This window comes from Pseudomonas sp. NY15435 (genome assembly GCF_048068295.1).
Lineage (GTDB): Bacteria > Pseudomonadota > Gammaproteobacteria > Pseudomonadales > Pseudomonadaceae > Pseudomonas.
This window is the reverse complement of record NZ_JBLUQA010000012.1, coordinates 100719-117085: the sequence shown is the minus strand read 5'-3', so window position 1 is coordinate 117085 and position 16367 is coordinate 100719. Positions and strand designations below refer to the sequence as shown.

The window sequence follows — 16367 nt, the reverse complement described above, 5'->3', positions numbered from 1 at the left end:
AGCCGGGACCCGGCTGCATGTATTGCCGCTGCAGCGCCCGTTATGCGGGCGTATGGCGAAATCAGACAGTTGAAACCCCCCATTGTCCTGCATCAGAATTCGGTGTTCAGAATTCTGGTGGGGGCTGTATGAAAATCCTAAACGCTCAACATTCGCTCAAGCAGTACCTGGAGCAGGTCAGTGGCAAGCTGATCACCGTCGTCTCGGCCTCCGCCAGTGAAACCGAGTCACTGATCGAAACCCTGGTGGAGAAGGGCAATCGCCTGGATCTGCTGGTGGGCAGCATCAATTCCTTCACCTCGCCGGACTTCATCGACTACTGCGTCCGCGATGCCGGCACCAGCGTCACTCTGCACGTGGACTTCCGCGCGCAGAACAGCGTGCACTGGAAGCTGATCCTGATCGAACCGGACGTGGTGATCCTCGGCAGCGCCAACTTCACCGAGATCGGCCTGAGCCTGACCCGCGACACCTGCACCGTTATTCAGGATGCTGCGCTATATGCCGATTACCTGGCGCGCGTCAGCGAGATCAAGGGCATGGAAGGTGTCGTGCTGGGCGAGGACTCGCCAGCCTTCGACGAAAAACTCGAGGAATACCGCCAGAGCCACCGCCGCGTGCAGGCCAGCCTGGCGCGTAGCGCGCAGTATCTGGACGGCGAGAGCTGGCTGGGCGACGAGACCAACCAGAGCATCCCGCTGTTCATCTGGTACAGCGACCACTCCGATGATTCCGAAGAGAAGGCCGAGGCCTTCCTGCACGCCAGCAGCGATGGTGTGGATTGGGACGATGTACGCGAGTTCTTCACCTATGAGTGCGCCGAAGGCGTGCTGCCCTACGAAGAGGGCGACATGGTGCTGACCGCGCGCTGCAACGGCACGCATATCGGCTTCTATACCTTCGACCGCATCCTTTACCGCGACGGCACCTACTACATCTACTCCTACCGCAAGAAGCGCTACACCCAGCCGTTCAAGCTGGAGGACGCCAAGGAGCGTCTGAAGGACGTGATTCCGGAGTGGTACGAGGAAATGCGGACTTCGCTCAATCGCCACGACATCAATAGCGTGGTGCGCTAAGCGGCAACCGTTCATCGGCGCGCCTCCTGCGACCGGTCGGTCCCGCGTTGCGCGCCTTGGCATATCTCCTGCGGATGGCTAGCATCCTGCCAGTATCTCGACGTCGCATGCCGCTGTTGCGTGAGCCCGTCAGAAACCTGTCAGGAGGCAAAGGATCATGCCGCAACTTCCCCCCGATGAAGTCCCCGTTCGCCGCCGTATGCGCTGGCATTGGCGGCTGTTGACGCTGAAGATCTACATCCTCTCGGTATTCCTGCTCGCCTGTATGCTGGGCGGCAGCGCGATGCTGTTTCTCAATGTACTCAATGACACGCTCGAACCGGCCCAGCGCCTCGGGTCCTTCGTGGCTGGTGCTCTGATCCTGCTGCTGTGCTTCCACATCCTGCGCATGGCGCTGCCACCGATGCCGTGGCTGTCCAGGCGGCGCACCGTCGAATAGCCCCCGCAATGAAAAACGCCCCGTGGCATCACTGCCACGGGGCGTTCTATTTCGAGCCTGATCAGATCATCAGAAGATGTTGACCGGGTACTCGACGAAGACGCGCACTTCGTTGCCGTCGTCGTTGTAGGAGCGAGCGTCGTTGGACACGCGCAGCCAGGAACCGCGCAGCTTGACCGACAGGTCCTTGGCCGGGCCGCTCGGTACGACGTACTTCAGCTGGTTGAAGATTTCGCGCTCTTTGCCGTTGCTGGTCTCGGCGGTCTTGATGTTGTCGCCGTAGACGTAGGCCACGGTGTAGCTCAGGCCGGGAACGCCGTACTCGGAGAAGTCCAGGCTGTAGCTGCCCTGCCAGGAGCGCTCGTCCTCACCGTTGAAGTCCGACCAGTAGGAGTTGGCCAGCCAGATGGTGGTGCCGCCGTCGCCCAGGCCGCCCTGGTTCTGGTACCAGCCGTAGTTGTAGCCGGAATCGCCGTTGTTGCGCTGGTGCGCGACCATGAAGGTGTGTGCGCCGATGTTGTAGGCGGCCGACAGGCTCCAGATGGTGTTCTTGGTGCCGTCGATGCCGTTGTCGGAAGCGAAGTCTTCGTTGACGCGGGTACGGTAGCCGTTGAAGTCCAGGGTCAGGGACTGCTTGTCGGCCACCGGGATGACGTAGTTCAGGTTCATGTACTGCTTGCGAGCGACGTCTTCGCTCTCGTAGCCGTACAGCGAGCCACTGAAGTTGTCGGTGAACTTGTAGCTGCCGCCGAACACGTCGATGCGCTTCAGGCCGCCGCTGTCACGCCCTTCGGCGCTCTTGCGGGTTTCCGAGGTGAAGCGGCCGACGTTCAGCTCCAGGCCTTCGATCTCCTTGGAGGTGATCAGGGTGCCGGTGAAGCTTTCCGGCAGCAGGCGGGAGTTGTCGTAGCTCAGGATCGGCAGGGCCGGCATCTGGTCACCGTACTTGATCACGGTGTTGGAGAAGCGAGCTTTCACTGCACCACCGGCGCGGGCCAGGTCGTTGGCGGCTTCGCCGCTGTCGCCCTGCTTGAAGAAGTCGATGCCGGCGGCGCCGCTCTTGCCCTGGCCACCGTCCAGGCGCAGGGCGTACATGCCGAACGCGTCAACGCCGAAGCCGACGGTGCCCTGGGTGAAGCCGGAGGTGAAGGTGGCGGTGGCAGCCTGGCCCCACTCGGCCTTGTCGTCACGACCGTGCTTGTAGTCACGGTTCATGTAGGCGTTGCGGAAGAACAGGTCCAGGTGGCTGTCTTCCTGGAAGCCCTTGGCGGTGGACTGGTCTTCGGCCATGGCGGCGGTCGACGCGAGGATCCCCAGTGCGAGCAGACTGATCCGGTGGTTCAGCATCTTGATTTCCTTAATGGTGCAGCGCCAGCGACGAGAAGAAAAAAGCTCTCCGCCCCGAAGTGCGTGATCGGGGTAGGTGGAGTCCTGTGCTGGCATATTCTTTTGGTTGTATTCGGGGCGTGGTCGCCCCGGCGCCGCGGGATGATAGCAGAGGTTCGAACTTTTTCGTCCAGCCTCTGTCACGCTCCCGTCATGATTGCCTGATCAACGGTTTTGGCCGCCGGATCGTGACGGCTCGCGGGGGATAGACGAAGTCGCGGCAGATCGCCGCGCCGCATGGCTCAGCGGGAGAACGAGCGCTGGAACAGCCAGAGGCTGAGGGTCAGCCCGCAGAATGCCGCCAGGGCGGCGCACAGGAAGATCGAGCCGAAGCCGAAGCCGTTGGCGACAGCGCCCATCAGCGGCCCAGTGACGCCCAGTGACACATCGATAAACAGCGAATAGGCGCCCAGGGCCGCGCCCCGGTTTGAGGCCGGCACCAGACCCACGGCTTCCACGCCCAGTGCGGGGAACACCAGGGAAAATCCGAAACCGGTCAACGCCGCGCCGGCCAGGGCGATCCAGGGCGTAGGGGCGCTCCACAGCAGGAGCAGGCCGAGGCTTTCCACCGACAGGCAGGCAATCGCGACGCGGAAGCCCCCGTGGCGGTTGATGGCGTTGGCGAACAGCAGGCGTGCACCAATGAAGCAGCCACCGAAGGCGGTCAGGCAGTAGACCGCGTCTTTCCAGCCAAGGCTGGCGTAGTACAGGGTGATGAAGGTGGCGATGGTGCCGAAACCGATGCCTCCCAGCGCGAGGCCCATGCCGTGGGGGACGACGCGACCGAGCACGTGGTGGAAGGGCATCCGCTCGCCATGCACCAGCGCCGCCGCACGCTTGGGCCAGGCCAGGGTAAAACCGAGCGCGGCCAGCAGGACCACGCTGCCGCCCAGGCTGGCTAGCCCGAGCTGGCCGACCATCAGCACACCGAGCGGCGCGCCGACGGCCAGGGCGCCATAGCTGGCGATGCCGTTCCAGGAAATGACTTTCGCGGTGTTTGCCGCCCCGACGCGGTCGATGCCCCAGGCGATCGAGGCGCTGCCGACCAGGCTTTCCGAGGTGCCCAGCACCAGGCGCGCGACCATCAGCATGCCGAGGCTGACCCACGGCAGACCCTGAATCGCCCAGGAACCGAGCATCAATGCACCGCTGCCGGCACAGCCGACCATGCCGTAGAGTACTGCGCGCTTGGGCCCGAGGGTGTCGATGACCTTGCCGGCATAGGGACGGGTGAGCAGGGTGGCCAGGTACTGGATGCTGATGACCAGTCCCGCCATCACCGAGCCGAAGCCCAGGTCGCTGTGTACGTAGCCGGGCAGCACGGCCAGAGGAATGCCGATGGTCAGGTAGGCGATGAAGGTGAACAGGACAACGGACACCACTTGCAGCGTGGTGGACGAAGACGAGCGGGAGTCGGCAGACATGTGCAGCAGTTCGGTACGGCAAGTGGGCTTACATGATGGACCGCGACACACGTGTAGGAAAGCTAGCTAACGAACTACCTTTCAGTTCCGGCGTGATGCAAACCCATCGCGGACGGAGTCCGCTCCTACGCCCCGGTCCGCTCAGTACCTGTAGGAGCGAGCATGCTCGCGAACGCTTTTCTTCGGTGAGCATCGAAGGTGGGCGTTTCGCGAGCACGCTCGCTCCTACAAGGATGTCTTTCAGGCGCGGCGGAACAGGGTGGGGTAATCGATCACCAGACCGTCGTCATCCACCGTCAGCAATGCCTGAAAATTCGTACCTTCCAGGTTTTCGTAGAGGTAATGATGGGCGTCGATCCGCGTATAGCCCTGGCGCATCCGTACCGGCTTGAGCTTCGGCGCTTCCAGATACACCACCGCCAGCTCCCGACGCTCGCCATCGGCGAGTTGCAGGCGGCGAATGGGGAAAGTGTTGGTAAAGGGCGAAGGCCAGATGTCGATGTCCAGGCAGCCGTCCAGCTCCACAAGCGTTTCGCCTTGATCAGTCCGCCAATGACCGACGCCGTCGGTCAGCAGGTGCAGCCAATGAATACCGCGGGCGCTTTCCACGCTGAAGCGCGCTTCACTGAGGCGCCATTCGGCGTCCCAGTCCAACTGGTAGTCGAGCTGATAGGACGGCCCACCCGCCTCATCGATGGTGCGCAACTGGCTCTCGGCGCGACGTTCTCCCAATTGCAGTGATTCCCAGCTGGCTGCCGGTGCGTGCCAGATGCCTTCCCAGTCCAGTGTGCGCATCAGGGTGTCTCCAGTACGAGTCCCAGGCGTTGGCGCTTGGGCAGGCGGGCAACCACCAGCTGATGAGAGCGCGTCAGCGCTTCGCGCAGTTCGGCTTCACCCATGGGGTAGGGGCGCTGCATGGAAATCCAGAAGGCCCGCGCCAGATAGGGTGCCGGGCGGATGCCGGGGCGGTCGACGTAACCCAGGAACAGCTCCGGGCCAACCTTGAAGGCCAGACCGCCATTGCCGCTGTCGAGGAAATCGAGGATGGCGAACATCTTGTTGCCAGCCACCGAAAACACCCGGTTGCTACCCCATTTGATGTCTTCGCGGGCGCCGGGGAGTTCCAGGCAGAAGCGGGCAATCTGTTGCGGCGTCATGTGCGTGCGTTCCTTCGGTCAGTCGCGCCTTCGATCAGTCACGCGTTTGATCAGTCTCGGAAGTAAACCTCGACCAGATGGTAGCCGAACTGGCTTTTCACCGGACCGTGGACCACGCCGACCGGCTTCTTGAAGATCACCTGGTCGATGCTGCGGACCATCTGGCCGGGGCGTACCTCGCCGAGGTCACCGCCGCGCTTGCCGGAAGCACAGGTTGAATGCTTGCGCGCCAGGGCGGCGAAATCCTCGCCTTTGGCCAGGCGCTGCTTGATCTGCTCGGCTTCGGCGGCGGTCTTGACCAGGATATGGCGGGCCATGGCGACGGGCATTGGTTCGTGTCCTTAAATGAAAGCGTCTGGGGCGGCATTGTACGGCAGCAGTGATGCAGGTCGCATTTCGCGATGGGTTGCATTGTCTGGGGCAGGAGCGCTCCATAGAGTCAATAAGCAAATTCTTATTTAAAGGACGCTGCTTACAGACGGCGTCCGCCGCCACCTTGCGTATGGATGCAGTTCAATGGATATCCAAGCGATGCTCAAGATCCTGGCCACCCAGGATGGTTCGGATCTTTACCTCTCCACCGGCGCTCCGCCGTGCGCCAAGTTCAACGGGGTGCTCAAGCCCCTGGCCAACGAACCGATGAAGGCCGGCGACGTTGCCCGCATCGGCTATGGGCTGATGGATGAGGAGCAGCGTGCGGAGTTCGATCGTGAACTGGAGATGAACCTGGCGATTTCCGTGCCCGGTGTGGGGCGTTTCCGGATCAACCTTTTCAAGCAGCGCAACGAAGTATCCATCGTGGCGCGCAACATCAAGCTGGATATCCCGCTGTTCGCCGACCTGAAGCTGCCCGAAGTGCTACTCAAGGTAGTCATGGAGAAGCGCGGCCTGGTGCTGTTCGTCGGCGGCACCGGCTCGGGCAAGTCCACGTCCCTGGCGGCGTTGATCGACCACCGCAACCGCAACAGCGGTGGCCACATCATCACCATCGAAGATCCTATCGAGTATGTGCACCGACACCGCAAGTCGATCATCAACCAGCGCGAAGTGGGCGTGGACACCCGCAGCTTCCATGCCGCGCTGAAGAACACCCTGCGCCAGGCGCCGGACGTGATCCTGATCGGCGAGATCCGTGACCGCGAGACCATGGAGCACGCCCTGGCCTTCGCCGACACCGGCCACCTGGCGATCTCCACGCTGCACGCCAACAACGCCAACCAGGCGCTGGACCGCATCATCAACTTCTTCCCCGAGGAGCGCCGGCCGCAGTTGCTCAACGACCTGGGCAACAACCTCAAGGCCTTCGTCTCCCAGCGCCTGGTCCGCACCCAGGACGGCAAGCGTCGCGCGGCGGTGGAAGTGCTCCTGGGCACGGCGACCATCAGCGACATCATCAAGCGCGGTGACTTCAGTTCGATCAAGGAGATCATGGACAAGTCCCGCGCCCTCGGCATGCAGACCTTCGACCAGGCGCTGTTCGACCTGGCAGTGGAAGGCGCGATCACCGAGGAAGAGGCGGTGAAGAACGCCGACTCGGCAAACAACCTGCGGCTGAAACTCAAACTCTACAAGGACAACCCGGGCAGCGTCGGCAGCACCGCCACACCGGCGGCAGCCAAGCCGGCCGCGCCGGCGCCGGTTGCTCCGCCAGCTGCCACCCAACCGGTCGAGGCTTCCAGTTGGGGCCTGGAGCTTGCCCTGGAGGAAATCGAGGCGGAAGACGCGGAGAAGCCGGGCGGGCAGTAAGCCGCCAGATGAGCGAATAAAAAGCCCCGGCATGCCGGGGCTTTTTCTTGGACACAGGATTCGCCTGTCGGACTCCGCCAACGAACGATTCACCGCCGCTCCGATCAGTCCAGGTGTTATGCCGGCCCATCGCGGACGGAGTCCGCTCCTGCGCTCAATGATGAGCGCTGCGTCTACAGCAATGACAGCGGGTAGCTGATGATCAGCCGGTTCTCGTCGAAGCTGTTGGTGCTGCCCCAGTCCCGGCGCATGGTGGAGTTGCGCCATTTGATGTTGAGCGTCCTGAAGGCGCCACTCTGTACCGTGTACGCCAGTTCGCTTTCGCGCCCCCACTCGCGGCCGTCGTCGGTGCTGGTGTTGTGCACGTTGCGGCCCTGGATGTAGCGGTTCATCAGCGTCAGGCCGGGAACGCCGAAGGCGGCGAAGTCGTAGTCATGGCGCAACTGCCAGGAGCGTTCTTTGGCACTTTCGTAGCTGGCGTTGTAGCTGTCGTTGGCCAGGGTGCCGCCACTGGTGCCATTGACGCGGAACCATTCGTCCTCGCCCATGACCTTCTGCAGGCCGAGATAGAAGGTGTTCGCACCGTATTTGGCCGAGAACAATCCGGAGAAGGTGCGGTTGTCCAGGTCACCGGCGCGGGCGCTGCCGTCCTCCTTGCCCCAGAAGTAGCCGATATTCGCACCGAGCACCCAATCACCCAGTGGCTGGCTGTGTTGGAGCTGCAGATACTGCTGTTGGTAGATGTCTTTCAGCTGCGCATTCCACAGCCCGAGCAGGGTGCGGTCGCCATTGAAGCGGTATTCGCCGCCGACGAAATTGAAGCGATCGGAGGTGAAGGCCGGACGGTTGAACAGCGACATGTCTTCCATGCTGGCGTCATTGCGCGGGCTGTTCTGGCGGAACTGGCCGCCGTAGAGGGTCAGGCCGTCGATTTCCCTTGAGGTGACCTGGGCGCCCTGGAAGGTCTGTGGCAACGAGCGGCCGTCGTCGGAGCGCAGGATCGGCAGCACCACCATCCATTCGCCGGCCTTGAGCTCGGTCTTCGACACCTTGGCCTTGCCGGCCACCGCCAGGCGGCCGAAATCATCGGCGGGGCGACCGTCGTCGTGGGTTGGCAGCAGCTGGGTGCCGGCAGTGCCCTTGCCGCCGTCGAGCTTCAGGCTGTACAGCCCGAGAACGTCCAGGCCGAGTCCGACGGTGCCCTGGGTGTAGCCGGAACGGGCATCGAGGATGAAGCTCTGGGTCCATTCCTCCGCCTTGTTCTGCCGGGCTTCGCCGACGTAATTGCGGTTCATGTAGAAGTTGCGCAGCAGCAGGCTGGCCTTGGCGTCTTCGAGGAAGCCGGCATCGTCGGCGTTGGCCATAACGGGCAGGGCAGGCAGGAGGCAGGCGGTGATGGTGAGATGGGGCAGGCGGCGGATCATGGGTGTTCCCTCGGCATTCTTGTCGTTGTTCGGGGCGAACGAAGTCCTTCCGCGCGGCTCTTTTTTGGAGCGGCGGATGAAGGTTGAAGCGATCAGGGCGCTCGGAGCAGGCGATCAGCCTGGGGCGACAGGAATGTGGGCGGGGAATGTGCGAGCGATGCACGCGCGCAGGCGTGCCAGGGAGAGCGTGAGCATGTGAACGGACCTTTCTTATAGTTGTTGGCGCCACATCGAGGTGGCGGCTGGAGCCATAGTGGTGCTCCCTGACGGCCCGCCGCAATTCGCCCGAGGCATAAGCGTTCGCTGTTCGAACAGCAATTAACCAAATGGAACATTCCTACGCGAGCATTGCGCGTAGGATGCGTGACACAACGCCGTGCGGGACGCTTATCGCCCGGCCTTCCAGCGGACCCGCGAGGTGCTCCCGGCGCGGCGTGGCGGATTCTTTCTCCGGTGCGTCCTGCTAGGCTGTCCTGCTCTTCCTGTTGGCCTCGCGCCTGCCGCATCTGCCTAGTGAATCCGTGAGTCGATGAGTACCAGCCAATCGCCGTTGTCCGGCGTCCACCAGCCCTTCAAGGGCATCCTGCTCATCGTCCTGGCGACCTTCCTGTTCTCCAGTCACGACGCGCTGTCGAAGTACCTGGCGAGCATCTACCCCATCGTCATGGTCGTGTGGGCGCGCTATGTGGTGCACACGCTGCTGATGGCGGGCATCTTCCTGCCGCGCGCCGGTCTTGCGGTGCTGCGCACCCGTCATCCCTTCCTGCAGACGATCCGCGCGCTGTGCCTGCTGGGCACCAGCTTCCTGTTCACCACCGGCCTGCAGTACATCCCGCTGGCCGAGGCGACCTCGGTGAACTTCCTCGCGCCGCTGCTGGTGACGGCGTTGTCGGTACCGTTGCTGGGCGAGCGGGTCAGTGCCGGGCAGTGGGCGGCGGTGCTGGTGGGATTTGCCGGCGTACTGATCATTGTCCACCCCGGTGGCGATCTGTTCACCCCGGCGGTGCTGCTGCCGTTCGGCTCGGCGCTGTGCTTCAGCTTCTACCAGTTGCTGACCCGCAAGCTCAGCCAGGTGGACAGCCCGACCACCAGCAACTTCTTCGCCGGGTTGTGCAACACCCTGATCGTCAGCGCGCTGGTGCCGTTCTTCTGGCAATGGCCGGGGCTGGTGCACGGTTTGATGATGCTGGCCCTGGGCACCTGCGGGATGACCGCGCACCTGTTCCTCACCCAGGCGTTCAAGCATGCCGCGCCGGCGCTATTGGCGCCGTTCAGCTATTGCCAGATCGTCTTCGCCGGGTTGCTCGGCTTCGTGATCTTCGGCCATACGCCGGAGCCGTCGGCGCTGCTGGGCATCGCGGTGATCTGTGGCAGCGGGCTGGCCGCGGCGTGGTTGCAGAGCCGCAAGAAGTAGGGCCGGAGAGCTTTGCCCTTGTGGGAGCGAGCTTGCTCGCGAACGGATTATCCGGCCGCTCCGGCGCTGGTCTGTTCGCGAGCAAGCTCGCTCCTACAGAAAAGCAATAGCGCCGAGCGGGCTCACTCGATCTCGAACAGGCCGTGGCGGATCGGTCCGACCTGCAGGCGCTGGCGCACGTCGTCGTCGATGCGCGGGTCGTCCGGCTGGTACAGCTTCACCTGGCGATAGGCGCTGATGCGGTTGATCTCCGGGCCCAGGTATTCCCAGACCACGCGGGTGCAGGCCGGGGTGCGGCGGTCGCCGCTGGAAACGCCGGTCTTCAGGCCGTTGAGGCGGGTGATGCGGCTCTTGAAGCTGGGGATGAGGATGGTCTGGCTCATCTCGTTGACGGTGAGCGACTCATAGTCCATCAGAAAAACCCGGTCCTGCAATTGGAAGGCCGCGCCCAGGTAGCGGCAGCGCACCCAGTCCTCGGCCTGTACGTCGGTGCTGCTGGAGCGCTCCTGGCGTTCCTGGCGTTCGAAGAGGAAATTGCCGTCCTCTTCGTACAGGTGCACCAGCGACAACAGGATCGAGCCGGGGACCGACATGCAGTTGGAGTATTCGAAGTAGTAGCCGCAATAGCGCGACAGGTTGCCGGCGTGCTCGCGCAGCGGGCGGAGCATCTCCAGCACCGGGTCATTACGCTGCACATTGCTGGGCGAGGCGCCGCGCGCGCCGATCAGCCGGGCGAACTGCTCGGGCGGCAGTTGCAGCTCGTAGTCCTCGACCCCGAAGAAATCTCCAATCCTTTTGAGGTTGTACGCGGTGGGCTGGCTCTGCCCGCCCAGGTACTTGTTGAACTGTGCACGGTTGATCGAAAGCTTGCGGCAAACCTCCGAGATAGAGCGGTAGTGGGCGCACAGTAGCTTGAGGTTGGGGCCGAGGTTTTCGGACATTCGTGCCAGTTCCGGGTGATGCGACTGGCGCAATTATAGCGTCAGGTAGCATCAATTCGTAGCAAGCCGCGAAATTGTATCGAGAGGCTTCGGGCGCAACCATGCGCCCCCAGTGAGCGGGCCAGCCCCAGGCCCGTGCTCCGACAATAACAATCGAGGCCCCAGCACATGCTCGACGCGATCAACGATTTCCTCTCCGGGAAAGTCCTCATCGTCCTCATCGTAGGACTCGGTGCGTATTTCACCATCCGCTCCCGTTTCGTCCAGTTCCGCCACTTCGGCCACATGTTCGGCGTGTTCAAGGAGTCGATCCGCGGCCAGTCCGGCCAGCTGAGTTCGTTCCAGGCGCTGATGCTGAGCCTCGCCGGCCGCGTGGGCGCCGGTAACATTGCCGGTGTCGGCATCGCCGTGACCCTGGGCGGCCCCGGCGCCGTGTTCTGGATGTGGGTGACCGCGCTGGTGGGCATGTCCAGCAGCTTCTTCGAGTGCACCCTGGCCCAGGTCTACAAGCGCAGCGACGGCAACGGCCTGTACCGTGGCGGCCCGGCCTACTACATCCAGCACGGCCTGAAGCTGCGCTGGATGGCGCTGACCTTCGCGGTCCTGCTGCTGGTCACCTATGGCTTCGCGTTCAACGGCCTGCAAGCCTTCACCGTGACTCACTCGCTGCAGAACGCCTTCGACATCCCGGTGCTGTACTCGGGCATCGCCCTGGCCGTACTGCTGGCCATCGTGTTCTTCGGTGGCATCCAGCGCATCGCCGCCGTGTCCGACCTGCTGGTGCCGGTCAAGACTCTGGCCTACATCGCCGTGACCCTGTACGTGATCGTCACCCAGATCGAGCTGGTGCCGGGCATGCTGACCACCATCGTGAAGAGCGCCTTCGGCCTGGAACCGGCCTTCGCCGGCCTGCTGGGCAGCGCCATCGTGATGGGCGTGAAACGTGGCGTGTTCGCCAACGAAGCGGGCCTGGGCAGTGCGCCGAACGTGGCCGCCGTCGCCGCCGTGCGTCACCCGGCGTCCCAGGGTGTGGTCCAGGCGTTCAGCGTGTTCCTCGACACCTTCGTCATCTGCACCTGCACCGCGCTGCTGATCCTGCTCTCGGGCTTCTACACCCCTGGCTTCGAAGGCGACGGCATCACCCTGACCCAGAACTCGCTGGCCGCCGTGGTCGGTGACTGGGGCCGGATCTTCGTCAGCGTCGCGCTGTCGCTGTTCGTGTTCACCTGCATCACCTACAACTACTACCTCGGCGAAAACGCCCTGCAGTTCATCGTCGGCCGCAGCCGTTCCGCGCTGATCGCTTTCCGCATCCTGGTGCTGGGCCTGATCCTCTGGGGCTCGATGCAGAACCTGGGCACCGTGTTCGCCTTCGCCGACATCACCATGACCTGCCTGGCCTTCGTCAACCTGGTGGCCCTGGCCATGCTGATCAAGACCGGCCTGCGTGTGATGCACGACTACGACGAGCAGCGCCGCGCCGGTATCGAGCGCCCGGTGTTCGACGCCAGCAAGTTCGCCGACCTGGACATCGACCACGATGCCTGGCGCGATGCCCACAAGATCAACGCTACCGCTCCGGCCCACGGCAGCCTGCCTGCCCAGGGTTGATCCTTCCTCGGACCAAGGTCTGACATGCAAGGCCGGGACTTGTCCCGGCCTTGCGGTTTATCCTGTGAACTTTCCTATAAGAGCACTGGCATGCGTCGCGTGAAGAATCTCTTCGTCCTCTATACCGGCGGCACCATCGGCATGCTGCAGACCGCCGAGGGCCTGGCGCCGGCTGGCGGTTTCGAAGCGCGCATGCGCGAACAACTGCAAGGCCACGACGAGGTAAGCCTCGACTGGTCCTTCAGTGAACTGCAACCGCTGCTCGACAGCGCCAACATGACCCAGGCCAACTGGCTGGCCATGCGCGATGCCATCGTCCATGCGGTAGAGCAGGGCGGCCATGACGGCATACTGGTGCTGCACGGCACCGACACCCTGGCTTACAGCGCCGCCGCGCTGTCCTTCCTGCTGCTGGGCCTGGATGTTCCGGTGGTGCTGACCGGCTCCATGCAACCCATGGGGGCGCCGGGCAGCGATGCACCGGGCAACCTGCTGGGTGCGCTGACGGCGCTGCAGCGCGGCGTCGCGCCGGGCGTCTGGCTGTTCTTCGATGGTGAGCTGATGCATGGCGCGCGCGTGACCAAGCTGCGCAGCGAAGCGTTTGATGCCTTCGCCGTGTTGCCGCGCGAGCGCACAGGTGAACGCGCGCAATCACTGCCCGCTGAACTGAGTTACCGTCAGCCGCGCCAACCGGTGAATCTGGCGGTGCTGCCACTGTTCCCCGGCCTGCGCGCGGAGCATTTGCGAGCACTGCTGAGTAGCGGCGTTCAGGCGCTGATACTGGAGTGTTTCGGTAGCGGCACGGGCCCGTCGGACAACGAAGACCTGCTGGCCGCGCTGCGCGAAGCCCACGCCCGCGGCGTGGTGCTGGCGGCGATCAGCCAGTGCCCGCAGGGGCATGTGGCCTTCGACGTCTACGCCGCCGGTAGTCGCCTGCGCGATGCGGGTCTGGTGTCGGGTGGCGGGATGACCCGCGAAGCGGCGCTGGGCAAGCTGTTCAGCCTGCTGGGTTGCGGTCTGCCGGCTGCGGAGGTGGAGCGCCTGTTCGCCCTCGACCTGTGTGGCGAGCGCGTCGACGGATCGACAGATTGATTTACCGATAAGAAGCGCGCCCCGCTCAGGGGCGTGATTCTTCCACCGGCACGTTGAGCACTTCGCGCACCAGCATGGCAATGCTGCTCACGCCCATCTTTTCCTTGATCTTGGTGCGGTGCACATCGACCGTCTTGACGCTGATATTCAGCTCACGGGCGATGACCTTGCTGGCCTTGCCGTCCACCACCATCATCAGGATTTCCCGCTCGCGCCCAGTCAGCAGGTCGAGCTTGTGCTGCAGGTTCTGCTTCTGCTCCTGCCCCGCGTGCAGCTGCACCGCGCTTTTCAGCGCTGCCTGGATGCGATCGAGCATCTGCTGCGGGTTGTAGGGCTTCTCGACGAAGTCCAGCGCACCGTTCTTCATCGCCTTCACCGACATCGGGATATCGCCGTGGGCAGTGACGAAGATGGTCGGCAGGTTGATGCCCTTGTCATTGAGCATCTCCTGCAGCTGGAAGCCGCTGGTCTCAGGCATACGCACATCGAGCACCAGACAGGCGGGGAGCTTGGGGTCGTATTCGCGCAGGAATTCCTCGGCGCCGCCATAGCAAAGCGATTCGATGCTGACCGACTCGAGCAGCCAGGCGAGGGAGGTGCGCAGGTCCTTGTCGTCGTCGACGATGTAGACCACGGGTTTTCTAGCTTCCATCAGGCGTTGCCACTTTCTTTCTTATCGTTGTGAAGCTGCACGTAGGCCGCGTGCGCCGGGCTTTTGCCACGGTCGCCGCAATGGCATGCCCGGAGCATACCCATAGTCGCTGATGCTGACGATAAAGAAACCACCTACATGACTAGCGGCCATCACCCTCTGGCGTGGTGATCGTCTGAATATTACGGCCTTCTGAGCTGCCCTACGCTGGCCCCATACAAGAAAGGCCGGGCGTGCCGGCCACTCCAGCACAAGGGGCGAAGAAATGGCCAATACCCTCAGCCAGACCCAGATCGACTTCCGCAATGCCATGGCGCAGCTGCCGGCGGCGGTGAACATCATCACCACCAACGGCCCGGAAGGACGCTGCGGCATCACCGCCAGCGCGGTCTGCTCGGTCACCGATTCGCCGCCCACCGTGCTCGTGTGCGTGAATCGCGGCAGCGCTACCCATGATGTGTTCCGCAGCAACGGCCACCTGTGCGTCAACGTGCTGTGCGGCGAGCAGGAAGAGCTGGCCAAGCACTTCGCCGGGATGACCAAGGTGTCCATGGAGGAGCGTTTCGCCTGGGACCTCTGGGACGACGGCTACGCCGGCCTGCCGGTGCTGCGCCAGGCGCTGGTCAGCCTGGAAGGGCGCATCAGCGACTGCAAGGAGGTTGGCTCCCACACCGTGATGTTCGTAGAGCTGGAAAAGGTCGCCGTGCGCGAGCGCCAGGACAGCCTGGTGTATTTCAACCGCGTGTTCCACCGCGTCGACCGCGAGGCCGTGCGCTGCGCCAGCTGATGCCCGACTGATTTTCAAAACAACAAGAACGAGGTGATCGACCGTGACCCTGAAGATTTCCCAGACTGCCGATATTCAGAAGTTCTTCCAGGAAGCCAGCGGCGCGTTCAACGACGCCGGCAGTCCGCGCGTGAAGCAGCTGATTCTGCGAGTGTTGCAGGACACTGCCAGGCTGATCGAAGACATGAACGTCACCCCCGACGAGTTCTGGAACGCGGTGGACTACCTCAACCGCCTCGGCGCCCGCCAGGAAGCCGGGCTGGTCGTGGCCGGCCTGGGCATCGAGCACTACCTCGACCTGCTGCTGGACGCCCAGGACGCGGCAGCCGGCATCGGCGGCGGCACCCCACGCACCATCGAAGGGCCGCTGTACGTGGCCGGTGCGCCGCTGTCCGAAGGTGAAGCGCGGATGGATGACGGCCAGGACGCGGGCACCGTGATGTTCCTTTCCGGCCGCGTGTTCGACCCGCAGGGCAAGCCGCTGGCCGGCGCCGTGGTCGATCTTTGGCACGCGAACACCAAGGGCACCTATTCGTACTTCGACAGCAGCCAGTCCGAGTTCAACCTGCGCCGACGCATCGTCACCGACGCTGAGGGCCGCTACAAAGCGCGCAGCATCGTGCCCAGCGGCTACGGCTGCCCGCCGGATGGCCCGACGCAGGAACTGCTGAACCAGCTCGGCCGCCACGGGCAGCGTCCCGCACACATCCACTTCTTCATTTCCGCACCGGGGCACCGCCACCTGACCACCCAGATCAACCTGGCTGGCGATCAGTACCTGTGGGATGACTTTGCCTATGCGACCCGTGACGGTCTGATCGGCGAGGTGCGTTTTGTCGAGGATGCGGCTGCCGCCAAGGCGCGCAGTGTGGAAGGGCGCTTCGCCGAGCTCGAGTTCGATTTCCAGCTGCAGCACGCTGTTTCCGCCGACGCCGAAGACCGCAGCAATCGCCCGCGCGCGTTGCAGGAGGCCTGATCCCCACGGTACCGACCTTGTAGGAGCGAGCTTGCTCGCGAACCCGCCCGGCACCAGAGCGGCCGGGTAATATGGTTCGCGAGCAAGCTCGCTCCTACAGAGGACTCCGGTGATTGCCGGCAGAGTTGGATCCTGCTGGTATCTCCGCCGTGGGATGGAGCGAAGCGATACCCATCGCCCCGCTGCCGGCAGGAAGACATCGCGGACAGAGTCCGCTCCTACGCCGGGCTGTTGGCTTG

16 protein-coding genes are annotated in these 16367 nt (G+C 63.6%); 8 read left to right on the top strand and 8 right to left on the bottom strand.

Annotated features, from left to right (window positions below; all coding sequences use genetic code 11):
* The first annotated feature begins 128 nt into the window (after positions 1-128).
* A complete protein-coding gene (locus tag ACNFH5_RS24695; protein WP_416750574.1) occupies positions 129-1079 on the top strand; it encodes a phospholipase D family protein in 951 nt (316 codons plus the stop codon).
* 157 nt (positions 1080-1236) lie between these two features.
* Positions 1237-1518: a hypothetical protein gene (locus tag ACNFH5_RS24690; protein WP_416750572.1), complete on the top strand. Its 282-nt coding sequence runs from the start codon at positions 1237-1239 to the stop codon at positions 1516-1518.
* 69 nt (positions 1519-1587) lie between these two features.
* On the opposite strand, the gene ACNFH5_RS24685 is transcribed toward ACNFH5_RS24690, so the two are convergent.
* The 5 genes from ACNFH5_RS24685 to ACNFH5_RS24665 all read right to left on the bottom strand — a co-directional run bounded on the left by ACNFH5_RS24685 (position 1588) and on the right by ACNFH5_RS24665 (position 5814).
* The gene (locus tag ACNFH5_RS24685) at positions 1588-2865 is read right to left on the bottom strand and encodes an OprD family porin (protein ID WP_416750570.1); all 1278 of its coding nucleotides are present in this window, start codon (positions 2863-2865) and stop codon (positions 1588-1590) included.
* A 281-nt stretch (positions 2866-3146) separates the two neighbouring features.
* Positions 3147-4328, bottom strand: a complete 1182-nt coding sequence (locus tag ACNFH5_RS24680) for an MFS transporter (RefSeq protein ID WP_416750568.1) — start codon at positions 4326-4328, stop codon at positions 3147-3149.
* Positions 4329-4568: 240 nt separating this feature from the next.
* Complete coding sequence (locus ACNFH5_RS24675; protein WP_416750566.1) at positions 4569-5123, bottom strand: putative glycolipid-binding domain-containing protein; 555 nt, start codon at positions 5121-5123, stop codon at positions 4569-4571.
* Positions 5123-5485, bottom strand: a complete 363-nt coding sequence (locus ACNFH5_RS24670; protein WP_416750564.1) for an MmcQ/YjbR family DNA-binding protein — start codon at positions 5483-5485, stop codon at positions 5123-5125. The genes ACNFH5_RS24675 and ACNFH5_RS24670 overlap by 1 nt, the downstream gene beginning before the upstream one ends.
* 50 nt (positions 5486-5535) lie before the next feature.
* The gene (locus ACNFH5_RS24665) at positions 5536-5814 is read right to left on the bottom strand and encodes a peptidylprolyl isomerase (RefSeq protein WP_138523972.1); all 279 of its coding nucleotides are present in this window, start codon (positions 5812-5814) and stop codon (positions 5536-5538) included.
* A 187-nt stretch (positions 5815-6001) separates the two neighbouring features.
* Here ACNFH5_RS24665 and ACNFH5_RS24660 point away from each other — a divergent pair, with 187 nt between their 5' ends.
* Positions 6002-7231 carry a PilT/PilU family type 4a pilus ATPase gene (locus ACNFH5_RS24660; protein WP_416750562.1) on the top strand — a complete coding sequence of 410 codons (1230 nt, stop codon included), beginning with the start codon at positions 6002-6004 and terminating at the stop codon, positions 7229-7231.
* 173 nt (positions 7232-7404) lie between these two features.
* On the opposite strand, the gene ACNFH5_RS24655 is transcribed toward ACNFH5_RS24660, so the two are convergent.
* Positions 7405-8655 (bottom strand): OprD family porin, encoded by a 1251-nt coding sequence (locus ACNFH5_RS24655; RefSeq protein WP_416750560.1) that lies wholly within the window; start codon positions 8653-8655, stop codon positions 7405-7407.
* Between the two features lie 529 nt (positions 8656-9184).
* On the opposite strand from ACNFH5_RS24655, the gene ACNFH5_RS24650 reads away from it, so the two are divergent.
* A complete protein-coding gene (locus ACNFH5_RS24650) occupies positions 9185-10069 on the top strand; it encodes a DMT family transporter (protein ID WP_416750558.1) in 885 nt (294 codons plus the stop codon).
* A 122-nt stretch (positions 10070-10191) separates the two neighbouring features.
* Here ACNFH5_RS24650 and ACNFH5_RS24645 read toward each other — a convergent pair whose 3' ends face one another.
* Positions 10192-11010: a helix-turn-helix domain-containing protein gene (locus tag ACNFH5_RS24645; RefSeq protein ID WP_416750556.1), complete on the bottom strand. Its 819-nt coding sequence runs from the start codon at positions 11008-11010 to the stop codon at positions 10192-10194.
* A 168-nt stretch (positions 11011-11178) separates the two neighbouring features.
* On the opposite strand from ACNFH5_RS24645, the gene ACNFH5_RS24640 reads away from it, so the two are divergent.
* Complete coding sequence (locus ACNFH5_RS24640) at positions 11179-12621, top strand: alanine/glycine:cation symporter family protein (protein ID WP_416750553.1); 1443 nt, start codon at positions 11179-11181, stop codon at positions 12619-12621.
* Between the two features lie 90 nt (positions 12622-12711).
* Positions 12712-13713: an asparaginase gene (locus ACNFH5_RS24635; RefSeq protein WP_416750551.1), complete on the top strand. Its 1002-nt coding sequence runs from the start codon at positions 12712-12714 to the stop codon at positions 13711-13713.
* A gap of 25 nt (positions 13714-13738) precedes the next feature.
* On the opposite strand, the gene ACNFH5_RS24630 is transcribed toward ACNFH5_RS24635, so the two are convergent.
* Positions 13739-14365 carry a response regulator transcription factor gene (locus tag ACNFH5_RS24630; protein ID WP_416750549.1) on the bottom strand — a complete coding sequence of 209 codons (627 nt, stop codon included), beginning with the start codon at positions 14363-14365 and terminating at the stop codon, positions 13739-13741.
* 265 nt (positions 14366-14630) lie between these two features.
* Between ACNFH5_RS24630 and hpaC the strand changes: the two genes are divergently transcribed.
* A complete protein-coding gene (gene hpaC, locus ACNFH5_RS24625) occupies positions 14631-15152 on the top strand; it encodes a 4-hydroxyphenylacetate 3-monooxygenase, reductase component (RefSeq protein ID WP_024767261.1) in 522 nt (173 codons plus the stop codon).
* Positions 15153-15195: 43 nt separating this feature from the next.
* On the top strand, positions 15196-16128 hold the full coding sequence (gene catA, locus ACNFH5_RS24620) for a catechol 1,2-dioxygenase (protein ID WP_416750546.1): 933 nt from the start codon (positions 15196-15198) through the stop codon (positions 16126-16128).
* Positions 16129-16367 lie beyond the last annotated feature (239 nt).

Bases quoted from the DNA above. Each gene is read 5' to 3' on its own strand.
- ACNFH5_RS24690 (WP_416750572.1), top strand. From the start codon at position 1,237: ATGCCGCAACTTCCCCCCGATGAAGTCCCCGTTCGCCGCCGTATGCGC.
- ACNFH5_RS24685 (WP_416750570.1), bottom strand. From the start codon at position 2,865: ATGCTGAACCACCGGATCAGTCTGCTCGCACTGGGGATCCTCGCGTCG.
- ACNFH5_RS24675 (WP_416750566.1), bottom strand. From the start codon at position 5,123: ATGCGCACACTGGACTGGGAAGGCATCTGGCACGCACCGGCAGCCAGC.
- ACNFH5_RS24635 (WP_416750551.1), top strand. From the start codon at position 12,712: ATGCGTCGCGTGAAGAATCTCTTCGTCCTCTATACCGGCGGCACCATC.
- ACNFH5_RS24665 (WP_138523972.1), bottom strand. From the start codon at position 5,814: ATGCCCGTCGCCATGGCCCGCCATATCCTGGTCAAGACCGCCGCCGAA.
- ACNFH5_RS24640 (WP_416750553.1), top strand. From the start codon at position 11,179: ATGCTCGACGCGATCAACGATTTCCTCTCCGGGAAAGTCCTCATCGTC.
- ACNFH5_RS24670 (WP_416750564.1), bottom strand. From the start codon at position 5,485: ATGACGCCGCAACAGATTGCCCGCTTCTGCCTGGAACTCCCCGGCGCC.
- ACNFH5_RS24680 (WP_416750568.1), bottom strand. From the start codon at position 4,328: ATGTCTGCCGACTCCCGCTCGTCTTCGTCCACCACGCTGCAAGTGGTG.
- ACNFH5_RS24645 (WP_416750556.1), bottom strand. From the start codon at position 11,010: ATGTCCGAAAACCTCGGCCCCAACCTCAAGCTACTGTGCGCCCACTAC.
- ACNFH5_RS24660 (WP_416750562.1), top strand. From the start codon at position 6,002: ATGGATATCCAAGCGATGCTCAAGATCCTGGCCACCCAGGATGGTTCG.
- ACNFH5_RS24655 (WP_416750560.1), bottom strand. From the start codon at position 8,655: ATGATCCGCCGCCTGCCCCATCTCACCATCACCGCCTGCCTCCTGCCT.
- ACNFH5_RS24630 (WP_416750549.1), bottom strand. From the start codon at position 14,365: ATGGAAGCTAGAAAACCCGTGGTCTACATCGTCGACGACGACAAGGAC.
- ACNFH5_RS24695 (WP_416750574.1), top strand. From the start codon at position 129: ATGAAAATCCTAAACGCTCAACATTCGCTCAAGCAGTACCTGGAGCAG.
- ACNFH5_RS24650 (WP_416750558.1), top strand. From the start codon at position 9,185: ATGAGTACCAGCCAATCGCCGTTGTCCGGCGTCCACCAGCCCTTCAAG.
- hpaC (WP_024767261.1), top strand. From the start codon at position 14,631: ATGGCCAATACCCTCAGCCAGACCCAGATCGACTTCCGCAATGCCATG.